18 protein-coding genes and 1 pseudogene are annotated in these 21,311 nt (G+C 71.0%); 13 read left to right on the top strand and 6 right to left on the bottom strand.

Features of this window, described 5'->3' with window-relative positions:
- Positions 1–314 precede the first annotated feature (314 nt).
- From AB0O15_RS30305 to AB0O15_RS30260, 10 genes and pseudogenes are all read left to right on the top strand, one after another.
- Positions 315–836 carry a Rieske (2Fe-2S) protein gene (locus AB0O15_RS30305; protein WP_364325182.1) on the top strand — a complete coding sequence of 174 codons (522 nt, stop codon included), beginning with the start codon at positions 315–317 and terminating at the stop codon, positions 834–836.
- A gap of 254 nt (positions 837–1,090) precedes the next feature.
- A pseudogene (gene uvrC / locus AB0O15_RS30300) lies at positions 1,091–3,049 on the top strand (excinuclease ABC subunit UvrC); the annotation flags it as partial.
- A 432-nt stretch (positions 3,050–3,481) separates the two neighbouring features.
- Positions 3,482–4,369 carry an RNase adapter RapZ gene (gene rapZ / locus AB0O15_RS30295; protein ID WP_364325544.1) on the top strand — a complete coding sequence of 296 codons (888 nt, stop codon included), beginning with the start codon at positions 3,482–3,484 and terminating at the stop codon, positions 4,367–4,369.
- Positions 4,366–5,337 carry a uridine diphosphate-N-acetylglucosamine-binding protein YvcK gene (gene yvcK / locus AB0O15_RS30290; protein WP_364325179.1) on the top strand — a complete coding sequence of 324 codons (972 nt, stop codon included), beginning with the start codon at positions 4,366–4,368 and terminating at the stop codon, positions 5,335–5,337. The genes rapZ and yvcK overlap by 4 nt, the downstream gene beginning before the upstream one ends.
- A gap of 59 nt (positions 5,338–5,396) precedes the next feature.
- Complete coding sequence (gene whiA / locus AB0O15_RS30285; protein ID WP_364325176.1) at positions 5,397–6,377, top strand: DNA-binding protein WhiA; 981 nt, start codon at positions 5,397–5,399, stop codon at positions 6,375–6,377.
- Between the two features lie 329 nt (positions 6,378–6,706).
- Positions 6,707–7,702, top strand: coding sequence for a type I glyceraldehyde-3-phosphate dehydrogenase (gene gap, locus AB0O15_RS30280; RefSeq protein WP_364325173.1), 996 nt, complete (start codon positions 6,707–6,709; stop codon positions 7,700–7,702).
- On the top strand, positions 7,699–8,901 hold the full coding sequence (locus AB0O15_RS30275) for a phosphoglycerate kinase (RefSeq protein ID WP_364325541.1): 1,203 nt from the start codon (positions 7,699–7,701) through the stop codon (positions 8,899–8,901). Before gap ends, AB0O15_RS30275 begins: the two co-directional genes overlap by 4 nt.
- Positions 8,901–9,692 carry a triose-phosphate isomerase gene (gene tpiA / locus AB0O15_RS30270; RefSeq protein ID WP_364325170.1) on the top strand — a complete coding sequence of 264 codons (792 nt, stop codon included), beginning with the start codon at positions 8,901–8,903 and terminating at the stop codon, positions 9,690–9,692. The genes AB0O15_RS30275 and tpiA overlap by 1 nt, the downstream gene beginning before the upstream one ends.
- 85 nt (positions 9,693–9,777) lie before the next feature.
- The gene (secG, locus tag AB0O15_RS30265) at positions 9,778–10,032 is read left to right on the top strand and encodes a preprotein translocase subunit SecG (protein ID WP_364325167.1); all 255 of its coding nucleotides are present in this window, start codon (positions 9,778–9,780) and stop codon (positions 10,030–10,032) included.
- A 153-nt stretch (positions 10,033–10,185) separates the two neighbouring features.
- The gene (locus AB0O15_RS30260) at positions 10,186–10,527 is read left to right on the top strand and encodes an RNA polymerase-binding protein RbpA (protein ID WP_364325164.1); all 342 of its coding nucleotides are present in this window, start codon (positions 10,186–10,188) and stop codon (positions 10,525–10,527) included.
- Between the two features lie 6 nt (positions 10,528–10,533).
- Here the strand turns inward: AB0O15_RS30260 and AB0O15_RS30255 are convergent, their stop codons facing one another.
- Complete coding sequence (locus tag AB0O15_RS30255) at positions 10,534–11,133, bottom strand: GNAT family N-acetyltransferase (RefSeq protein WP_364325538.1); 600 nt, start codon at positions 11,131–11,133, stop codon at positions 10,534–10,536.
- A 746-nt stretch (positions 11,134–11,879) separates the two neighbouring features.
- Here AB0O15_RS30255 and AB0O15_RS30250 point away from each other — a divergent pair.
- Positions 11,880–12,836 (top strand): SigE family RNA polymerase sigma factor, encoded by a 957-nt coding sequence (locus AB0O15_RS30250; RefSeq protein ID WP_364325162.1) that lies wholly within the window; start codon positions 11,880–11,882, stop codon positions 12,834–12,836.
- A complete protein-coding gene (locus AB0O15_RS30245) occupies positions 12,833–13,345 on the top strand; it encodes a hypothetical protein (RefSeq protein WP_364325159.1) in 513 nt (170 codons plus the stop codon). Before AB0O15_RS30250 ends, AB0O15_RS30245 begins: the two co-directional genes overlap by 4 nt.
- Positions 13,346–13,414: 69 nt before the next feature.
- Here the strand turns inward: AB0O15_RS30245 and pgl are convergent, their stop codons facing one another.
- From pgl to tkt, 5 genes are all read right to left on the bottom strand, one after another.
- Positions 13,415–14,185, bottom strand: a complete 771-nt coding sequence (pgl, locus tag AB0O15_RS30240) for a 6-phosphogluconolactonase (RefSeq protein WP_364325156.1) — start codon at positions 14,183–14,185, stop codon at positions 13,415–13,417.
- Entirely contained in the window at positions 14,182–15,201 is a 1,020-nt protein-coding gene (locus AB0O15_RS30235; protein ID WP_364325153.1) for a glucose-6-phosphate dehydrogenase assembly protein OpcA, read from the bottom strand. Before AB0O15_RS30235 ends, pgl begins: the two co-directional genes overlap by 4 nt.
- The gene (gene zwf / locus AB0O15_RS30230; protein WP_364325535.1) at positions 15,198–16,715 is read right to left on the bottom strand and encodes a glucose-6-phosphate dehydrogenase; all 1,518 of its coding nucleotides are present in this window, start codon (positions 16,713–16,715) and stop codon (positions 15,198–15,200) included. Before zwf ends, AB0O15_RS30235 begins: the two co-directional genes overlap by 4 nt.
- Before the next feature lie 85 nt (positions 16,716–16,800).
- Positions 16,801–17,943 (bottom strand): transaldolase, encoded by a 1,143-nt coding sequence (gene tal / locus AB0O15_RS30225; RefSeq protein ID WP_364325150.1) that lies wholly within the window; start codon positions 17,941–17,943, stop codon positions 16,801–16,803.
- 11 nt (positions 17,944–17,954) lie between these two features.
- Complete coding sequence (gene tkt, locus AB0O15_RS30220) at positions 17,955–20,105, bottom strand: transketolase (protein ID WP_364325147.1); 2,151 nt, start codon at positions 20,103–20,105, stop codon at positions 17,955–17,957.
- A 246-nt stretch (positions 20,106–20,351) separates the two neighbouring features.
- Here tkt and AB0O15_RS30215 point away from each other — a divergent pair, with 246 nt between their 5' ends.
- Positions 20,352–21,308 carry a heme o synthase gene (locus AB0O15_RS30215; RefSeq protein ID WP_364325532.1) on the top strand — a complete coding sequence of 319 codons (957 nt, stop codon included), beginning with the start codon at positions 20,352–20,354 and terminating at the stop codon, positions 21,306–21,308.
- The last annotated feature ends 3 nt before the right edge of the window (positions 21,309–21,311 follow it).

Below are 21,311 nucleotides of genomic sequence, written 5' to 3'. Positions count from 1 at the left end.
TTGGCCCACCCATGACAGGGGTGGGGGAGGTGGCGGCGCGCGCGTGGGGATTCGAAAGCAACTGTGCGTGATGTCCTGGTTTCGATCCGCTACGGGTGGTGAGGGGGCGCCGTTGTGACGTCTGTCGCGCTCGCTAACCTGGGAAATCCCTGCAAATCCAGCGCCGATAGCGGGAAATTAAGACAATTCTCAGGCTCGTGGGCTAATAATTGCAGCTTCAAGTTATGAACCGCTCGACGGGCAGAAGCGTATTCAGTGGCAACGCCGCGTGACCGTCGTGCGCGGACAGACGGGTACTGGGAGGGTTCCGACAGATGACTGACGTGCAGACGAGGCCCGAGGCTGAGACCACCTGCGAGCACCGGGGCACCGGCGCGCCTCGCCGGGCGGTCTTCGCGGGGGCCGGCGCCGTCGGCGCCGCCTGCCTGCTGGCGGCCTGCGGCACCAACAGTGGCTCCGGGCAGAACCAGCCGGGCTACACCACCGACCCGGTGCCGGCCGGCAGTGCCAGCCCGGGCGCCGGCAATAACGGTGGCGGCTCCACCTCGGGTGGCGGCGCCGCCCTGGCCGCGGTCGCCGACGTGCCGGAGGGCGGCGGCATCATCAAGGGCGACCTGGTGATCACCCAGCCGCAGGCCGGCACCTTCAAGGCGTTCAGCAAGGTGTGCACCCACCAGGGCTGCGACGTGAGCAAGGTCGACGGCGGGGTGATCTTCTGCCCGTGCCACAAGAGCGAGTTCTCGATCACCGACGGTTCGCCGCAGAGCGGGCCGGCGCGCCAGCCGCTGCCGGAGACCCAGGTCAAGGTGGACGGCGACAACATCGTCGCGGCCTGACCGGCCGACCGCGGAACGGCCCGACGCCCGCGTCGGCCCGGTGATGGGGCCGGCCGGACCGTGCCGGCCAGGTATCCCGGCGGGACGAGGGCCGCGCCGGACGAGAGGGCCGGCGGCCGGCTCGACCTGGTCGCCTGGGGGCCGCCCGGGGCCGCGAAGACAGCGAGAGCAAGGCCGGAGGCCCGACGCCGTGGCGGCGGCAACGGACCTCCGGTCGGGCCATTCTGTCAGGGGTCCGCATTACTGTGGGACCCGTGCCTGACCCGTCCAGCTATCGACCCGCTCCGGGGACCATTCCCGACGCTCCGGGTGTCTACCGCTTCCGTGATCCCCAGGGCCGGGTCATCTATGTCGGCAAGGCGAAGAGCCTGCGCAGCCGGCTGAACTCCTACTTCGCCGACACCTGGTCGCTGCACGCGCGTACGCAGCAGATGGTGACCACCGCGGGCTCGGTCGACTGGGTCACGGTCACCAGTGAGGTCGAGGCGCTCCAGCTCGAATACACCTGGATCAAGGAGTTCGACCCGCGCTTCAACGTCAAGTACCGGGACGACAAGTCGTACCCGTTCCTGGCCGTGACCTTGAACGAGGAATACCCGCGGCTGCAGGTGATGCGCGGCGCCAAGCGTAAGGGCGTCCGCTATTTCGGGCCTTATTCCCACGCGTGGGCCATCCGCGAGACGCTCGACCTGCTGCTGCGCGTCTTCCCGGCCCGTACCTGCTCGGCCGGCGTCTTCAAGCGCTCGGGGCAGATCGGGCGGCCCTGCCTGCTCGGCTACATCGGCAAGTGCTCGGCGCCCTGTGTCGGGACGGTCAGCGCCGACGAACACCGCGCGATCGTCCTCGACTTCTGCGACTTCATGGGTGGCAAGACCGACACCTTCGTCAAGCGGCTCGAGCGTGACATGCTCGCCGCCTCCGAGGAGCTGGAGTTCGAGCGGGCGGCCCGGCTGCGGGACGACATCGCGGCGCTGCGCCGGGCGATGGAGAAGCAGACCGTGGTGTTCGGCGACGGCACCGACGCCGACGTGGTGGCGTTCGCCGAAGACCCGCTGGAGGCGGCCGTCCAGGTCTTCCACGTCCGCGACGGCCGGGTGCGCGGCCAGCGCGGCTGGGTGGTGGAGAAGGTCGAAGATCTGAGCACGGGCGATCTGGTCCATCACTTCTGCTCCCAGATGTACGGTGCGGAGCAGGGCGGCGACGTGCCCAGGGAGATCCTCGTCCCGGAGCTGCCGTCGGATTCCGCGGCGCTCGACGAGTGGCTCTCCGACAAGCGCGGCGGCAGGGCCACGTTGCGCGTACCGCAGCGGGGTGACAAGCGGTCGCTGATGGAGACCGTGGCCCGCAACGCCGGCGAGTCCCTGGCGCGGCACAAGCTTCGCCGGGCCGGCGACCTGACCACCCGCAGCAAGGCGCTCGACGAGATCGCCGAGGCGCTCGGCATGGAGTCGGCGCCGCTGCGCATCGAGTGTTTCGACGTGTCCCAGATCCAGGGCACCGACGTCGTCGCCAGCATGGTCGTCTTCGAGGACGGGCTGGCCCGCAAGAGCGAATACCGCCGCTTCGCGGTGCGCGGAAACCCCGACGGCAGTGGTACGGACGACCTGGCCGCGATGAGCGAGGTGATGCGCCGGCGGTTCGCCCGGTACAAGGCACAGGCCGACGCCGACGCGCCCCGGGACACACCAGAGTCCGAAGTGGACGACGGCGGCGGGGCGGTGAGCGGCGAGATCGCCACCACCGAGCTGCCCGGCATCGACCCGCTGACCGGCAAGCCGCGGCGGTTCGCCTACCCGCCCCAGCTGGTCGTGGTCGACGGCGGCCAGCCACAGGTGAACGCCGTCGCCGCGGTCCTGTCCGACCTGGGCATCACCGACGTGGCGCTGTGCGGGCTGGCCAAGCGGCTCGAAGAGGTGTGGCTGCCGGGCGACGACTTCCCGGTCATCCTGCCGCGTACGTCCGAGGCGCTCTACCTGCTCCAGCGGGTGCGCGACGAGGCACACCGGTTCGCGATCACGTTCCACCGGCAGCGCCGGTCGAAGCGGATGACCGCCTCGGCCCTGGACAGCATTCCCGGCCTGGGTGAGACCCGGCGCAAGGCGCTGCTGCGCCACTTCGGGTCGCTCAAGCGCCTCGGCCAGGCCACCGTGGAAGAGGTCACCGAGGTCCAAGGCATCGGCAAGCGCACCGCCGAGGCCGTGCTCGCCGCCCTCCGGCCCGCGGCCGGCGAGAAGACGGCGGCCGGCGAGAACGTGGCGCCCGCGTCCGCGGCGGGAACGGACCCGGCCGACGGAGCCGACCTGACCCAGGCAACCGCGGGCGAGCCGAAGACGGGTGGCGCCGGCCGGACGAAGTCGGGCGCCAACCGCAGCAAGGCCGCCCGCCCGGCCCGCCGGCCCGCCTCCGACGAGACGTGGGCGGGCGGCGCAAAGGTGGGGGACGGCGCAACGGTGGGGGACGGCGCGGGTGACGACCGGGTGGACGGTGGGCCACCGGGGCATGACGTGAGGGCCGGGAGTGCCCAGGAGGGCTGACCGATCGGGTAGCGGACAGTGCGTCCCGGGGAAACCGGCCGGGCGGTCGGCCTAGGATGCAGTGTCGCCCGACGGGGGCGGAAAGTGACGCGGGAGGCGTGCGTGACCGAGATGGCGGACGAGACGCTGGGGTCCGAGGAGGAGACCGACCTGGTGATCGTCACCGGGCTCTCCGGCGGCGGGCGCAGCACGGTTGCCCGCGCTCTGGAGAACGTCGGTTACTACGTCGTGGACAACCTGCCGCAGGCGCTGATGCTCGACATGGCTCAGCTGGCGGCCAAGGCCGGCGGGGCCGCCCGGCGTACCGCGATGGTCCTCGACGTACGCAGCCGCGCGTTCTCCACCGACCTGGGCGGCGCGGTCCACGCCCTCGAGGAACGTGGCTTCTCGCCCCGGGTGGTGTTCGTGGACGCCGACGACGAGGTGCTGATCCGGCGCTTCGAGTCGGTGCGGCGGTCACACCCCCTCCAGGGTGACGGACGGCTGGCCGACGGCATCGCCGCCGAGCGGAAGCTGCTCGAAGAGGCCCGCGAGCAGGCCGATGTGATCATCGACACCAGCCACCTCAACGTGAACCAGCTGCGCCGCCGGGTGGAGGAGCTGTTCGGCGGTGAAGACGCGCGCAAGCTCCGGATCACGGTGCTGTCGTTCGGGTTCAAGTACGGGCTGCCGCCGGACGCCGACTACGTGATGGACGCGCGGTTCCTGCCGAACCCGTTCTGGGTGCCCGAGCTGCGCGACCACACCGGTCTGGAAGAGGCGGTCAGTGGGTACGTGCTGGGGCAGGAGGGCGCCGGGGACTTCGTGTCCACGTACGCCTCGCTCATCGCCACCACCGCGCCCGGCTTCGAGCGTGAGGGCAAGCGTTACCTGACCGTGGCCATCGGCTGCACCGGTGGCAAGCACCGCAGCGTCGCCATCGCCGAGGAGTTGACCAGCAAGTTGCGAGACATCCGCCTTTCCGCCCACGCCTCGCACCGCGATCTGGGGCGCGAGTGACCGGACCGACGCGAGTCGTCGCTTTCGGTGGTGGGCACGGCCTCAGCGCCTCGCTGCGCGCGCTGCGGCTGTCCCAGCTCGACCTGGACATCACCGCGGTCGTCACGGTCGGCGACGACGGCGGGTCCAGCGGCCGGCTCCGGGCCGAACGTGACGCCCAGCTGCCACCCGGCGACCTGCGTCAGGCGCTCGCCGCGCTGGCCGACGGCGACGCCACCGCCCAGCGCACCGCGCAGCTGCTCCAGCACCGGTTCGCCGCGGTCGGCGAGGGCGACCCCGACCCGCTGAGCGGGCACGCGGTCGGCAACCTGCTGCTGCTCGGCCTGATGGAACTGCTCGGCGACCCGGTCGTGGCGTTGCAGCACGCCGAGCGGATGGTCGGCGCGCACGGCCGGGTGCTGCCGATGGCCTGCCACGCGGTGGGCATCGAGGCCGACGTGCGCGGTCACGACCCGGAGCGGCCTCAAGAGACGATCACGGTCCGCGGTCAGCACCAGGTGGCGATCACCACCGGCCACGTCGAGGCGGTACGCCTGGTCCCGGCGGCGCCACCGGCCTGCCCGGACGCGCTGGCCGCGATCGCCGAGGCGGACTGGCTGATCTTCGGGCCGGGCAGCTGGTACACCAGCGTGCTCCCACACCTGATGGTGCCCGAGCTGGCCGAGGCGATCGTCGCCAGCCCGGGCCGCAAACTGGTCACGCTCAACCTGGCGGCCGACAACGAGACGCTCGGCCTGTCCGTGGCCGACCACCTGCGGGCGCTGCACTGGTACCTTCCCGCGTTGCGGGCCGACGTGGTGCTGGCCGACGCGAAATGGGTGGGCGAGCCCGAACCGGTGCATCATGCCGCGGAGGCCCTGGGCGCCAGGTTGGTTCTGGCACCACTGGCCGTTGCGGACGGCAGCGCCAGGCATGATCCTGAGTCGTTGGGTGTTGCACTGGTGCCTGTCCTGGGTGCCGATCGTTAAGCATCAGGCACAACACGGCACACACTGTTGAAGATCCGGCACATGAGGTGACGAAGACGATGGCGATGACAGCGGCGGTCAAGGACGAGCTGAGCCGGGTCGACGTACCCAAGCCCTGCTGCCGCCGCGCCGAGATGGCGGCCCTGCTCCGGTTCGCCGGCGGCCTGCACATCGTCTCCGGCCGGGTGGTGGTCGAGGCCGAACTCGACACCGGCGCGGTGGCCCGGCGCCTGCGGCGTGAGATCCACGAGGTGTACGGCTACCAGTCCGAGGTGCACGTGCTGGCCTCCGGCGGCCTGCGCAAGGGCAGCCACTACATCGTCCGGATCGTCAAGGACGGCGAGGCCCTGGCCCGCCAGACCGGCCTGCTCGACGTGCGCGGCCGCCCGGTGCGTGGCCTCCCGCCGCACGTCGTCTCGGCCAACGTCTGCTGCGCGGTGGCCGCGTGGCGCGGCGCGTTCATGGCGCACGGCTCGCTCACCGAGCCCGGCCGGTCCAGCGCCCTCGAGATCACCTGCCCCGGCCCCGAGGCGGCGCTCGCCCTCCGCGGCGCCGCCCGCCGGCTCGGCATCACGGCCAAGGAGCGCGAGGTACGCGGCGTCGACCGCGTGGTGATCAAGGACGGCGACGCGATCGCGGCGTTGCTCACCCGGATCGGCGCGCACGGCTCGGTGCTGGCCTGGGAAGAGCGCCGGGTACGCCGTGAGGTGCGCGCCACGGCCAACCGCCTGGCCAACTTCGACGACGCCAACCTCCGCCGCTCGGCCCGCGCCGCGGTGGCCGCCGCGGCCCGCGTCACCCGCGCCCTGGAGATCCTCTCCGAAGAGGCGCCCAACCACCTGACCAGCGCCGGCCAGCTCCGCCTGGAACACCGCCAGGCCTCCCTGGAGGAGCTGGGCGCCCTGGCCGACCCGCCACTGACCAAGGACGCCATCGCCGGCCGCATCCGCCGCCTCCTGGCCCTGGCCGACAAGCGTGCCCGCGACCTGGGCATCCCCGACACCGAGGCCGCCGTGACCCCCGAAATGATGGCCTGCTGAGGCTGGCCCCGGCGCACACCCGAGGGTGGCCGGGGCGGGTGCACACGGCTGCCGCGCCCCGCCGACCCGGATGGTTCCCCACGGCCTGGAGTTGCAGGGAGGCCGTGGGTGATAACGAGCACCTACTGTGCGCGTACCCTTATAGGTTTTAAGTAACGGTGGGATCGCGCCCCGGCAGCGAGGCCGAGCCGCACCTCGGATAGGGTGCGGTTGACGGCGACGGTGCCGCTAAGCATGGCCCGACCGCGCTGCACAGATGCGGCTGCGACGGCCACACCAAGACTCGCCGGCCGAGATTAGAACAGGTCGGCCTAGCACGAGGAGACCCTGTGACCATCCGGGTTGGCATCAACGGCTTCGGCCGCATCGGCCGCAACTTCTTCCGGGCCGTGCAAAAGTCCGGCGCGGATATCGAGATCGTCGCGGTGAACGACCTCACCGACAACGCGACGCTCGCGCACCTGCTCAAGTACGACTCGATCCTGGGCCGCCTGGACGCCGAGGTGAAGGCGACCGCGGACGAGATCACCGTCGGTGGCAAGACCTTCAAGGCGTTCGCCGACCGTGACCCGGCCAACCTCAAGTGGTCGGACGTCGGCGCGGACGTGGTCATCGAGTCGACCGGCTTCTTCACCGACGCCACCAAGGCCAAGGTGCACGCCGACAACGGCGCGAAGAAGGTCATCATCTCGGCGCCGGCCAAGAACGAGGACATCACGATCGTGATGGGCGTCAACGACCACCTCTACGACGCCGCGAAGCACACGGTCATCTCGAACGCCTCCTGCACCACCAACTGCCTGGCGCCGATGGCGAAGGTGCTGAACGACACGATCGGCATCGAGCGTGGCCTGATGACCACGATCCACGCCTACACCCAGGACCAGAACCTGCAGGACGGCCCGCACAAGGACCTGCGCCGCGCCCGCGCCGCCGCCCTCAACGTGGTGCCGACCTCGACCGGCGCGGCCAAGGCCGTGAGCCTGGTGCTGCCCGAGCTCAAGGGCAAGCTGGACGGCTTCGCGATGCGCGTGCCGATCCCGACCGGCTCGGCCACCGACCTGACCTTCCAGGCCAAGAAGGAGACCTCGGTCGACGAGGTCAACGCCGCGATCAAGGCGGCCGCGGACGGCCCGCTCAAGGGCATCCTGGTCTACACCGAGGACCAGATCGTCTCGTCCGACATCGTCACCGATCCGGCCTCGTGCATCTTCGACGCCGGCCTGACCAAGGTGATCGGCAACCAGGTCAAGGTCGTCGGCTGGTACGACAACGAGTGGGGCTACTCGAACCGCCTCGTCGACCTGGTGAAGCTGGTCGGCTGATCTTGAAGACTCTCGACGACCTGCTCGGCGAGGGTGTCTCGGGTCGGCGCGTGCTCGTGCGTGCCGACCTGAACGTCCCGTTCGACAAGAAACAGGCTGGTGTCATCACCGACGACGGCCGGATCCGCGCGGTGCTGCCGACCGTGATCGCGCTGCGTGACGCCGGCGCCCGCGTCATCGTCTTCTCCCACCTGGGCCGGCCGAAGGGCGCGCCCGACCCGGCGTTCACCCTCGACCCGGTCGCGACCCGGATGGGCGAGCTGCTCGGCACGCCGGTCATCTTCGCCTCGGACACCGTGGGACCCGCGGCGTCGGCGGCGGTGGACGCGTTGTTGGACGGGCAGATCCTTCTGCTGGAGAACCTGCGCTTCAACGCGGGGGAGACCTCGAAGGACGACGCCGACCGCGGTGCGTTCGCCGCTCAGCTCGCCGCCTTCGGCGACGCGTACGTGGATGACGCGTTCGGGGCGGTTCACCGCAAGCACGCTTCGGTGTACGACGTGCCGGCGCTGCTGCCGCACTACGCCGGTGGCCTGGTGCTGCGTGAGCTCGAGGTGCTGAAGAAGGTCACCGAGAGCCCGGAGCAGCCGTACGTGGTGGTGCTCGGCGGTTCGAAGGTGTCCGACAAGCTGGCCGTGATCAAGGCGCTGCTGCCCAAGGTGGACAAGCTGCTGGTGGGTGGCGGCATGTGCTTCACGTTCCTCAAGGCCCAGGGCCACGAGGTCGGGAAGTCGCTGCTCGAGGACGAGATGATCGACACCTGTCGCGATCTGCTGGCTTCGGCCGACGGCCGCATCGTGCTCCCCGTGGACGTCGTCGCCGCCACTGCTTTCAGCGCGGACGCCTCGTTTGAGACGGTCGACAGTTCCGACATCCCGGCCGACCGGCTGGGGCTCGACATCGGCCCGCGTTCGGTCGCGCTCTTCGCCGAGGCCATCGGGCCGGCGAAGACCGTGTTCTGGAACGGGCCGATGGGCGTGTTCGAGCTGGCGCCGTTCGCGGCCGGCACCCGGGGCGTGGCCGAGGCGATCACCAAGATCGACGGCTTCTCGGTGGTCGGTGGCGGCGACTCGGCGGCCGCCGTGCGTACGCTCGGCATCGACGAGTCCGCCTTCGGGCACATCTCGACCGGCGGCGGCGCGTCGCTGGAGTACCTCGAGGGCAAGACCCTCCCCGGCGTCGCCGCTCTGGAGAAGTGATGGCTGACCAGACCCGCCGGCCGATCATGGCCGGCAACTGGAAGATGAACCTCAACCATTTCGAGGCCATCGCCCTGATGCAGAAGCTGGCGTTCAGCCTCAGCGAGGAGCAGCTCGCCGCGGTCGAGGTGGCCGTGCTGCCGCCGTTCACCGACCTGCGCAGCGTGCAGACCTCGGTCGACGGGGACAAGGTTCAGATCGTGTACGGCGCGCAGGACCTGTCGCCGCACACCGGCGGGGCGTACACCGGGGACATCTCCGGCGCCATGCTGGCCAAGCTCGGCTGCACCTACGTGGTTGTCGGCCACAGCGAGCGCCGGCAGTACCACAACGAGGACGACGCGCTGGTCAACGCGAAGGTCAAGGCCGCGTTCGCGGCCGGGCTGACGCCGATCTTCTGCGTCGGTGAGGGCCTGGAGGTGCGCGAGGCCGGCGATCAGGTCGCCCACGTGCTCAGCCAGGTCGACGCCGGTCTGGACGGGCTCAAGACCGACCAGATCAAGCAGACCGTGATCGCGTACGAACCGGTGTGGGCGATCGGCACCGGCAAGACCGCGACTCCCGACGACGCGCAGGAGGTGTGTGGCGCCATCCGGGTCCGCATCACCGAGGCGCACGGCGCGGAGATCGGCGACGCGATCCGCATCCAGTACGGCGGTTCCGTGAAGGCGGCGAACATCGCCGCGATCATGGCAAAGCCGGACGTGGACGGCGCTCTCGTCGGTGGCGCCAGCCTGGACGCGGAGGAATTCGCGTCCATCTGCCGCTTCAAGGAGCACGTGGCTCGCTGACACCACCCGGCCGCCCACCGTGGCGGCCGGGTATTCCGCTATTATTGCGGCGCTGTTGTGCCCTTTGAGAGGACTGACCCCGGCCATGCCCACCTGGTTCGCGTACACGTTGATGTCATTGCTCGTGCTCACGAGCCTCATCCTGACGTTGCTGATCCTGCTTCACCGCGGCAAGGGCGGCGGCATGTCCAGCATGTTCGGCGGCGGTGTCACCTCCAGCCTGTCCGGTTCCTCGGTGGCCGAGAAGAACCTCGACCGATACACCGTTCTGGTCGGCGTCGTGTGGTTCGCCTGCATCGTCGGCCTCGGGCTCTGGCTCAAGGTCCACCAGGCGGGCTGACGGCGAGCCTTCTTATCTCGACTTCGGAGTCGTAGACTCTGCCGCGCGGTCCGGTCACTCCGGGTCGCGCGGTTCTTTTAGCGACGTACTTTTCTCGGGCCCCGTTTCTCAGAACTGGGTGCCGTCATTCTTTGCCTGACAGGAGTTGCGTCCGTGTCCAGTGGCAGCGCCATCCGCGGTAGCCGCGTCGGCTCCAGCCCGATGCGCCCCGACGAGCGCAGTGAGCCCGCCCCCCGCCGGGAGGTGACCTACTTCTGCGCCGCCGGGCACGACTCGATCGTCAAGTTCGCGGCCGACGCCGCGGAGCCCGAGACGTGGGACTGCCCGCGCTGCGGTCAGCCGGCCGGGCTCGACCGGGAGAAGCCGCCCGGTCGCATGCGCACCGAGCCGTACAAGTCGCACCTGGCCTATGTGAAGGAGCGTCGCTCCGAGGCCGACGGCGAGGCGATCCTGGCCGAGGCGCTGGCCAAGGTCCGCCAGCGCCGCGGCCGGTAGGTCGAGTTACGCCGCCTCGCGCACCAGGAACAGCGCGCCCGCGTCGGCGACCGGCATCTCGGTGAAGCCGAGCCGGTCGTAGAAGACGCGGGCGCCGGTGTTGTCACGGGCCATGCCCAGATGCACCCGGGTGACGCCGGCGCGGCGCAGGCCGGCCAGGAACGCCTCCATCAGGCCACGGCCGAAGCCCTTGCCCTGCCACTCCGGCAGCAGGTCGATGTGCAGGTGGGCGGGGTAGTCGGCCATCTCCGGCACGAGCATGCGCTCGGGGTCGAGGGCCAGGCCGAGCCAGAAGTCGGTCTGGTTGACCGGCGGGTCGTTCGGGGCGGGGTAACGGGTCTTGACCAGCGGCAGCCACTCCTCGCGGAAGCGGCGCACGAACGCCGGGGTGTCGGCGGTCCCGAGGACGTAGCCGACCGCATGCCCCTCGCCGTCATCCAGGACGTAGGCGTGTTCCGGCTCGAGCGTCACGTAGGGCACCGCGAAGATGTCGCCGACCAGGTGGTCGTCGATGGTGGTGCCACGGGCGTCGCCGCCGCTGTCGGCGGTTCGGACACAGATGTCGTAGACGGCGTCGAGGTCGGACGGGCGGTAGGAGCGGATCATCGGCTGCACGTCGCTCAGTTTAGAGAGCGCTCTCAGGGTGACGTGGATCACGCGGCGATAGCCAACCGATTTCGGGCTGAAGCGTCCGTCCCGGCGTAGGGAACGATCCTCGACGCTTGGGAGTGGCTTGATGGGACGCATGCGCACGGTGGTATTGGTGTCCGCGGCGGTGGTGGCCGGGTTGGGTGGCACGGCTGTGGCGGCGCTGGCGGCCAACGCGGATGACGCCACACCTCGGCCGGTGCCGCCCGCGGTTGGCCCGCGCTCGCCCGGGGCGCCGGCTGAGGCCAAGCCCGAGGCGCCGGCTCCGGTTTCGCCCGGGGCGCCGGCTGAGGCCACGCCTGGGGCGCCGGTTCCGGTTTCGCCTGGGGTCCCCGCCCGGGTTTCGCCGGGGGCTCGGCCGCCGGTGGATTCGCCTGGTGGCCGTCCTAAGGCTCGCCTGGCGAGGCCGGCTGATTCGCCGGCCCCGCGACGTGGCGCGCCCACGCCGCCGCGGGATCAGAAGGGGCGGGCGCCGGCCGAGGCCACGCCGCGTCCGGCGTCGCCCGGGTCGCGGCCTCGGCCGGCCGACGACACTGGGTCGCGGTCTCGGCGCTGACCCCCGACCTAACCCTGCCCCACCCCCTTTGCTCTGCGCACAAATACTCACCCCCGGTCCACCGCCGCCCCGGCGATGCTGAGTTTGAAGAAATCCCAGGTCAGTCGCCGTTTACGGCCCGGCGAGCCGGCCTGGCCGGCTGCCCGGGATGAGCGCGCCAGCTACCCGCCACGATGTTTCTGCAGGTGGGAAGGGGGGTGAGTATGAGTGCGCAGAGCAAAGGGGCGACGGGCTGTCATGCTCACTCCGTGGCGGAGGGCGGCGCGGGGCGCCATTGTCCACGGGTCCACTTCTCGGTTGTCTGGATGCGATGAGTCTTCTTCTTCCCCTGTCGTCCCCGGTCTGGTGGGGAGGGCGGCTGCTGCGCGTGTTCCGCTCGATGGCGGGCGGTGTCGCCGCGGCGGCGGGGCGGTCCCCGGAGGCGCGTGTCGGGGTGGGACGAGTTTGGGGCTCGGCTGATTCGGGTCCGGGAGCTGTGGGCCAAGGCGCTGCGAGACCGGGGGCTGTGGGCCAAGGCGCTGCGAGACCGGGGGCTGCGGGACCGGGGGCTGCGGGACCGGGGGCTGCGGGACCGGGGGCTGCGGGGACGGGCGCCGGTGTCGGGGCGGGTGGCGGGGCGGGCGGTGGGATTGATGAGCTTTATCGGGCTCGGCGGCTCGGGCTGGTGCGGCTGGCCGTGTTGATGGTCGATGACCTGGGCTCGGCGGAGGACATCGTCCAGGAGGCGTTCGCGAAGTTGTGGCGGCGGCATGGGGAGGATCTGCGCGGGGTGGATGATCCGGCGGCCTATCTGACCACCGCGGTGCTCAATGCGGCGCGGTCGGCGTTGCGGCGGCGGAAGGTCGCGCGGGCATATGTCGCGCCCAGGGTCGGAGTGGCACCGGCGGCGGAGGATCTGGCGCTGCTGGGGGAAGGGGATCGGGAAGTGCTGGCGGCGCTCGGGCGGCTGACCGCGAGGCAGCGGCAGGTGGTGGTGTTGCGCTACTGGTCGGAGTTGTCGGAGCAGGAGATCGCGGACGCACTGCGGGTCTCCCGCGGGACGGTGAAGTCGACGGCCAGCCGGGCGCTGACCATTCTGCGTGGGGCGTTGGAGGGTCGGCGATGAGCGATGAACTGGACGTCCGGGTGCGCCGGGCGCTCGCGGCCCGCGCGGGGCAGATCACCCCGGAGCGGCTGCGGCCGGCCGAACTGCCGGCCGAACTGCCGGGTGGCGCGCAGGGCGACGCGGGGAAGGCGGGGCGGTCGGGAGTACGGGGCCGGAGTCGGCTGCGGCAGTGGCTGGTGCCGGGGCTCGCGGGGGCCGCGGCGATGGCGGTGCTCTTTGCCGTACTCGTGATCAAGCAGCCGGACGGGCCGCCCGCGCAACCCGCGGTGCCGCCGGCTGGGCCCTCCTCGATCGCGCCCACGCCGTCGCGGCCGGAGGAGTCGCCGCGGCCTGAGGAGTCGGGACCCGATGAGCCGGCGCCGCCCGCGCCGACCAGGCCTGGAGCCCGGCCGGGCGACGTCCGGTCGTCACCGGGGCCGGAGCCGGGCGATGAGGTTCCGCCGCGGCGGGGCCCCCAGGACAGTGACGCCCGGCCGACTCCGGGCGAGCCGCCGCGCCCGGAAGGCTGACCGCCCGACTCCAGGCCCCGGCGGGCTGACCGCGAGAGGCCCGGTGGGCTGACCGGCCGGGAGGGTGGGTCAGCGCAGGCTGCGCATCTTGGCCGGCACGTTGGCCGCGGCCGCCCGGTCGAGGAGCCACAGGGTCTTCTCGGTGCCGGACACGCCGGCCGCGGGGATCTGCTTGGGGCCGGCGCCCTCGAGGGCCATGCCGACGGGGGCGGCCTTGTCGGGGCCGGAGGCGATCAGCCAGACCTCTTCGGCCGTGTTGATTGTGGGCAGGGTCAGGGTGACGCGGGTGGGCGGGGGCTTGGGGCTGTTGTGCACGGCTGCGGTCGTACCCGTCTCGTAGCCCACCGGGTGTTCCGGGAAGATCGACGCCACGTGGCCGTCCTCGCCGACGCCCAGCATCAGCACGTCGAAGTGGGGCAGTTCGGAGCTGCCGGGCTTGGCCGCGGCGGCCAGCTCACGGGCGTACCGGTCGGCCGCCGCCTCCGCGTCGTCGCCGTCGGGGCCGTCCGAGGGCGGCATGGCGTGCACCCGGGCCGGTTCGAGCGGCAGCGCGTCGAGCACCGCGGCGCGGGCCTGGGTCTCGTTGCGGTCGGGGTCGCCGGACGGCAGGAACCGCTCGTCGCCCCACCACAGGTCGACGTGCGACCACTCGATCGCGTCGGCCGCCGGCAGCTCCTGCAGCGCGCGCAGCACCTTGCCGGCGATGCGGCCGCCGGTGAGCACCACGCCGGCCCAGCCCCGTTCCGCCTGGGCGTCGATGATCTTGACGACCAGGCGGGCCGCCACGGCCGACGCCAGGATGTCGGCGTCGGGTACCACCACCACTACGGTCTCGCTCATGCCGCGGAGCCGCCCGGCCCGGCCATCGCTCCGGTCGTGTCGCCGGCGCGGGCGGCCAGGGCGGGGTCCTTCCAGACGTGTACGCGGGACGGCTGCTTGTGGTCGAGCCCGGTCAGCCCGGCCATCGCCCCCAGCGCCTCGCCGTAGATCTGGTCGGGGTCGAGCCGCCGCAGTTCCTCGGCCAGCTCGTCGCCCACCGGCCGCTTCGGCAGCGGCATGTAGCGGTCTTCCTGGCCGGTGCGGCTGAACAGCGCCGTGCCCTCTTCCCGGGTGACCGACACGCGGTCGCCGTTGGCGCACTCCAGCGCCACCGAATGCATGCGCGGCGAGCGGTCGGTCGGCTCCCACACCGGCTCGATGCCGAGGCGGGACCGCAGCCAGCCCTTCATCAGCGCGGCCGTCGGGTCGCTCGGCGGCGCCACGATGGTCGCGCCGGTGACCCGCTCCTCGGTGGTGTCGAAGGCGCCCGCGACCAGGGTCCGCCACAGGGTGATGCGGGTCCAGGTCAGGTCGGTGTCGCCGGGGGCGTAGTCGGCCGCCCGCTGCCGCAGCGCCGCGACCGGGTCGGTGGCGAGCGCGCAGTCGGTGATCCGGCGGTCGGCGACCACGCCGAGGAAGTCGTTGGCGATCAGGTCGGGTGGCGTCTCGTGCCACCAGGTCACCACCGGCACGTCGGGCGCCAGCAGCGGCATGACCACCGACTCGGCGTGCAGGGCGAGGCGGCCGTACATCCGCATCACCACCGCCTCGGCCGGGCCCAGCCGGCCGCCGACCACGATCTCGGCGTCGAGCCGGCTGCGGCTCGCCTCGAGGTCGGAGCGGACCACGATGAGCAGCCGGCACGGGTGTGCGGCGGCGGCGATCGTGGCGGCCGCTTCGGCCTCGCGTACCTGCTTCTCCTCGACCACCGCGATCAGCGTCAGGGCGAGACCGGACGCCACGCCCCCGGCACTGCGCCGCTCAGCGGCCAGGGCCTTGACGACCTCGTTGCCGGTGGTGTCCCACAGCCCGATCATGCCCGCCTCCAGGAACGACCCTCGCGGGCCAGCAACTCGTCGGCCGCGCGCGGCCCCCACTCGCCGGCGCGGTAGGGATGTGGCTTCTTACCGGCCCACGCCTCCTCCAGCGGGTCGATGACCCGCCAGGACTGCTCGACCTCGGCCGCGTCCGGGAACAGGGTCCGGTCGCCGACCAGGACGTCGAGCACGAGGCGCTCGTACGCCTCGGGGCTCGACTCGGTGAACGCCGCGCCGTACTGGAAGTCCATCGCGATGTCGCGGACCTCCATCGTGGTGCCCGGCACCTTGGACCCGAACTTCAGCACCACGCCCTCATCCGGTTGCACCCGCACGACCAGCTGGTTGTGGCCCAGCATCTCGACGTCGGCCGGGTCGAAGGGCAGATGGGGCGCGCGTTTGAAGAGGATCGCGATCTCGGTCACCCGGCGGGGCATGCGCTTCCCCACGCGTACGAAGAACGGGACGCCCGCCCACCGCCGGTTCTGGATCCCGAGCCGGACCGCCACGTACGTCTCCGTGGTCGAGTCCTCCGGGATGTTCTTCTCCTCCAGGTAGCCCACCGCGCGCTCGCCGGCCACCCAGCCCTGGAGGTATTGCCCGCGGACGGAACCCTGCTCGATGTCCTCGGGCAGGCTGATCGCCTTGAGGACCTTGAGCTTCTCCGCGCGTACCTCATTGGGGTCGAAGCTCGTCGGCTCTTCCATGCCGACCAGCGCGAGCAGCTGGAGCAGGTGGTTCTGGAGCACGTCGCGGGCGGCGCCGGACGCGTCGTAGAAGGCGGCGCGGGTGCCGATGCCGACGTCCTCGGCCATCGTGATCTGCACCGAGTCGACGTACTTGGAGTTCCAGACCGGCTCGAACAGGCTGTTCGCGAAGCGCAACGCCATGATGTTCTGGACGGTCTCTTTGCCCAGGTAGTGGTCGATGCGGTAGACGTCTTCGGGCGTGAAGACCTCGTCGACCAGCTGGTTCAGCGAGATCGCGCTCTGCAGGTCGTTGCCGAACGGCTTCTCGACGACGACCCGGCGCCAGCCGCCGGACTTCGCGTTGTCGGCCATCCCGGTGCGGTTGAGCTGGTTGAGCACCAGCGGGAACGCGGCCGGCGGGATGGAGAAGTAGAAGGCGGCGTTGCCCGGGATGCCGTTGCGTTCGCGCAGGTCGTCCAGGGTGGCCGCGAGGTGGTCGAAGGCGGCGTCGTCGTCGAACGAGCCGGGCACGAACTGGAACTGGCTGGCCAGCCGGGTCCAGACGTCTTCGCGCCAGGTCGTCCGGGCGCCCTTCTTGGCGGCCTCGTAGGCGAGCGACTCGAACTCGCCCTCGCCCCAGTCGCGCCGGGCGAAGCCCAGGACCACGAAGCCGGGCGGCAGGAGGCCGCGGTTGGCCAGGTCGTAGACGGCCGGGATGAGCTTCTTACGGGAGAGGTCACCGGTGACTCCGAAGATCACCAGAGCGCACGGCTCCGGGATCCGGGGAAGCCGACGGTCCTGTGCGGTACGCAGCGGATTGCCCACGAGGTCCATCCTGCCAAATGTCGCTGGGTTACGCGGGGGAAGCCGCCGCAGGCCAGATGCCCGCGGCGGCCTCCGTTCGACGCCTCTAGCTGTCGGCGGCGTCGCTCGGGCTCGGCGAGCCCGCCTTGGCGGCGTCGAGCGACTTCTTGACGTCCTCGAGCAGCTCGCCCCAGCTCGCCTCGAACTTCTCGACGCCCTCGTCCTCGAGCACCTTGAAGACGTCGGTGAGGTCGACGCCGATCGCGGCCACGTCGTCCATGACCTTCTGGGCCTCGGCGTACCTGCCGGTGACGGTGTCGCCCCGGGTCTCGCCGTGGTCCTCGTAGGCCTTGATGACCGACTCGGGCATCGTGTTCACCACGCCGGGGGCGATGAGCTCCTCGACGTAGATGGTGTCCTTGTAGGCCGGGTTCTTGGTGCCGGTGGAGGCCCACAGCGGGCGCTGCGGGTGGGCGCCGGCGTCGGCCAGGGCCTGCCAGCGGTCCGAGCCGAAGACCTCGGCGTACGCCTGGTAGGCGAGCTGGGCGTTGGCCACCGCGGCCTTGCCCTTGAGCGCCTTGGCCTCCTCGCTGCCGATCTTGTCGAGACGCTTGTCGATCTCGGTGTCCACCCGGGACACGAAGAACGAGGCGACCGAGGCGATCTTGGTGAGGTCGTGCCCGTTGGCCTTGGCCTGCTCGATGCCGGCCAGGAAGGCGTCCATCACGGCGCGGTAGCGCTCGAGCGAGAAGATCAGCGTGACGTTGACGCTGATGCCCGCGGCCAGCGTCGCCGTGATCGCCGGCAGCCCGGCCTCGGTCGCCGGGATCTTGATGAACAGGTTGGGCCGGTCGACCAGCCACCACAGCGTCTTGGCCTCGGACTGCGTCTTCTCGGTCAGGAAGGCCGAGCGCGGGTCGACCTCGATGGAGACCCGTCCGTCCACCCCGTTGGAGGCGTCGTACGCGGGCCGCATCACGTCGCACGCCCAGCGCACGTCGTACGAGGTCAGCAGGCGCACCGCCTCTTCGACGGTCACCTCCTGGGCGGCCAGGTCCTTGAGCTGCTCGTCGTACGAGCCGGCGTCGGACAGCGCCTTGGCGAAGATGGTCGGGTTGGTGGTCACGCCGACCACGTGCTGCTCGCGGCGCATCTGGTCGAGCGAGCCGGTGTGCAGTCGCACCCGGGAGAGGTCGTCGAGCCAGACCGCCACCCCTGCGGCGGACAGCTCGGCCAGTCGGTCGGTCATCGTGCTACTCCTCAGCTACCGGTCGTGTGACCGGTGATTTCGCCGACCTTGGCGAGGGCGGCGTTGGCCTTGGCCACCACGTTGTCCGCGGTGAACCCGAACTGCTCGAACAGGATCTTGGCGGGAGCGCTGGCGCCGTAGTGCTCGATGCTCACCGCCTCGCCGGCCTCTCCCAGGATGCGGTCCCAGCTCATCCGGATGCCAGCCTCGACGGTTACGCGGGCTTTAACACCTCGCGGCAGAACCTGCTGCTGGTACGCCGTGTCCTGCTCGAAGAACCACTCCTGGCAGGGCATCGACACGACCCGGGTGGGCGTGCCGGCCGCCTCCAGCCGCTCCTGCGCGAGGAGGGTGATCGCCACCTCGGAGCCGGTGGCCACCAGGATCACGCTCGGCGAGCCGGTGGACGCCTCGGACAGGATGTAGCCGCCCTTGAGGGTGCCCTCGGCGCTCGCGTACTTCGAGCGGTCGATGGTCGGCAGGTTCTGCCGGCTCAGGGCGAGCGCGGTCGGCCGGTCGTTGTGCTCCAGCGCGCCCCGCCACGCCCACGCGGTCTCGTTGGCGTCGGCCGGGCGGACCACGTCGAGCCCGTGGATGGCCCGCAGCGCGGTCAGGTGTTCGATCGGCTGGTGGGTCGGACCGTCTTCGCCCAGGCCGATCGAGTCGTGCGTCCACACGTAGACGACGCCGATCTTCATCAGCGCCGAGAGCCGGACGGCGCCGCGCATGTAGTCGCTGAAGACCAGGAAGGTGCCGCCGTACGGGCGGGTGCCGCCGTGCACCGCGATGCCGTTCAGCACCGCGCCCATGCCGTGCTCGCGGATGCCGAAGTGCAGGGTGCGGCCGTACTCGTTGCCGGGGAACGCCTTGGTCGCGTACTCCGCCGGGATGAACGACGGCTCGCCCTTCATCGTGGTGTTGTTGGACTCGGCCAGGTCGGCCGAGCCGCCCCACAGCTCGGGCAGCACCGGGGCCAGCGCCTCCAGCACCTTGCCGGACGCGGCCCGGGTGGCCAGGCCCTTCTCGTCGGCCGGGAACTCGGGCAGCGACTTCTCCCAGCCTTCGGGCAGCTTCTTGCCGTCGAGCCGGTGGAACAGGGCGCTCGCGTCGTCGTTGGCCGTGGCCCACGCGTCGAACGACTTCTGCCACTCGGCGCGCATTTCCTGGCCGCGGGTGCGGACCTGGCGGGTGTGCTCGATGACCTCGGGCGTGACGTCGAACGACTTCTCGGGGTCGAAGCCCAGCACCCGCTTGGTGGCGGCCACCTCGTCGGCGCCCAGGGCGGAGCCGTGGATCTTGCCGGTGTTCTGCTTGTTCGGCGCCGGCCAGCCGATGATCGTGCGCAGCGCGATGAACGACGGGCGCCCGGTCTCGGCCTTGGCCGCCTGGATCGCCGCCCAGAGCGCCTCGACGTTCTCGTGGTAGTCGCCCTGGTCGGCGTCGCCGGTGCGCCAGTCGACGGTCTGGACATGCCAGCCGTACGCCGCGTAGCGCGCCGCCACGTCCTCGTTCTTGGCGATCCGGGTGTCGTCCTCGATGGAGATCTCGTTGTCGTCGTAGATCAGCGTGAGGTTGCCCAGCTTCTGCACCGCGGCGATGGCGCTGGCCTCGTGGCTCACGCCTTCCTCGATGTCACCGTCCGAGCAGATGGCGAAGATGTTGTGGTCGAACGGGGACGCGCCGGGCTCGCCGGTCGGGTCGAACAGGCCCCGCTCGCGCCGGGCGGCCATCGCCATCCCGACCGCGTTGCCGATGCCCTGGCCCAGCGGACCGGTGGTGACCTCGACGCCGGGGGTGTGCCCGTACTCCGGGTGGCCCGGGGTCAGCGAGTCCCACTGCCGCAGCGCGGCCAGGTCGTCGATCTCCAGGCCGTAGCCGGAGAGATAGAGCTGAATGTAGAGGGTGAGGCTGGAGTGACCACAGGAGAGCACGAACCGGTCGCGCCCGGCCCAGTGCGGGTCACTCGGGTCATGTCGCATCACGCGGTTGAACAGCAGGTAGGCGACCGGGGCGAGGCTCATCGCGGTGCCCGGGTGGCCGTTGCCGGACTTCTCGACGGCGTCCATGGCCAGGACTCGGACGGTGTCGACCGCCCGCTTGTCGAGGTCGGACCAGTTCAGCTCTGGAGACTTGGCAGCCACGTCGGTGTGCTCCTCGGGCATGTCTTTATCGGATTCCTTATGAAGTTGACCCTATCCATTGCCGGTAAACCCACGCCCGGCGAACGGCACAGGCCCATACGCTGAGAGCGGACAGTGGGGTTCAAACCTGTGACGCCCGGCATCTACGACGGGTCGTCGGAGCAGGGTCCCAGGCTGCGCGTAGTCTGTCCGAGCGCGCCGCCGGATCGACAACGGCAACGGCCGCGACGCAGTTGTTCCGATGCCGGAAGGTGGCTGTCCGTGAGCATGATCACCGAGCGTCCCGCCCAGGGACGGCCCTCCGGCCTCCGGGCCGAGCCGGCCGAGGCCGGGGAGGGAACGGCGGCCAAGCGCGATCTCCGGGCCGTCCTCGGTGCGTACGTCGCGCTCACCAAGCCGCGCATCGTCGAGCTCCTGCTGGTCACCACGATCCCGGCGATGATGCTCGCCGCGGGCGGGCTGCCCGACCTCGGCCTGATGGCGATCGTGCTGGTCGGCGGGGCGCTGGCGGCCGGCGCGGCCAGCGCGCTGAACTGCTACATCGACCGCGACATCGACCAGCTGATGCGCCGCACCAAGCGGCGCCCGCTGCCGGCCCACAGCGTGACGCCCCGCGCGGTGCTGGTCTTCGGGTTCACCCTCGCGGTGATCTCGGTGGTGCTGATGGCGGTCCTCACCAACTGGCTGGCGACCGCGCTGACCGCCGCGGCGATCTTCTACTACGACGTCGTGTACACGCTGTGGCTCAAGCGCCGGACCTCGCAGAACACCTTCTGGGGCGGCATCTGCGGCGCCGCTCCGGTGATCATCGGGTGGGCCGCGGTGACCGGCGGCGTGGCCCCGATGGGCTGGGCGCTTTTCGCAGTCGTCTTCTTCTGGCAGATGCCGCACTTCTACGCATTGGCCATCAAGTACAAGGACGACTATGCGCGGGCCGGCATTCCGATGCTCCCGGTGGTCCGTTCCGCCGCCCGGGTGAACCGCGAGATCCTGGTCTTCACCGTGCTGACCGTGGCTGCCTCGCTGGCCGCCTGGCCGCTCGGCCTGGGCCCGATCTACGGCGCCGCGGCTCTGCTCGTCGGCGGGCTCTTCCTCGCCGAGGCGGTGCTCCTCGTCCGGCGGTCCCGCGCCGGGCGCCCGCTGCGCCCGATGCGGCTGTTCCACTGGTCCACCACGTACCTGACGATCCTCTTCATCGCGGTCGCGGTCGACGCTCTGGTGTGACTC

The sequence above is a fragment of the Actinoplanes sp. NPDC089786 genome (assembly GCF_040684855.1).
In the GTDB taxonomy this organism is placed as follows: Bacteria; Actinomycetota; Actinomycetes; order Mycobacteriales; family Micromonosporaceae; genus Actinoplanes.
The sequence above is the reverse complement of the archived record's forward strand: the minus strand, read 5'-3'. Positions and strand labels throughout refer to the sequence as shown.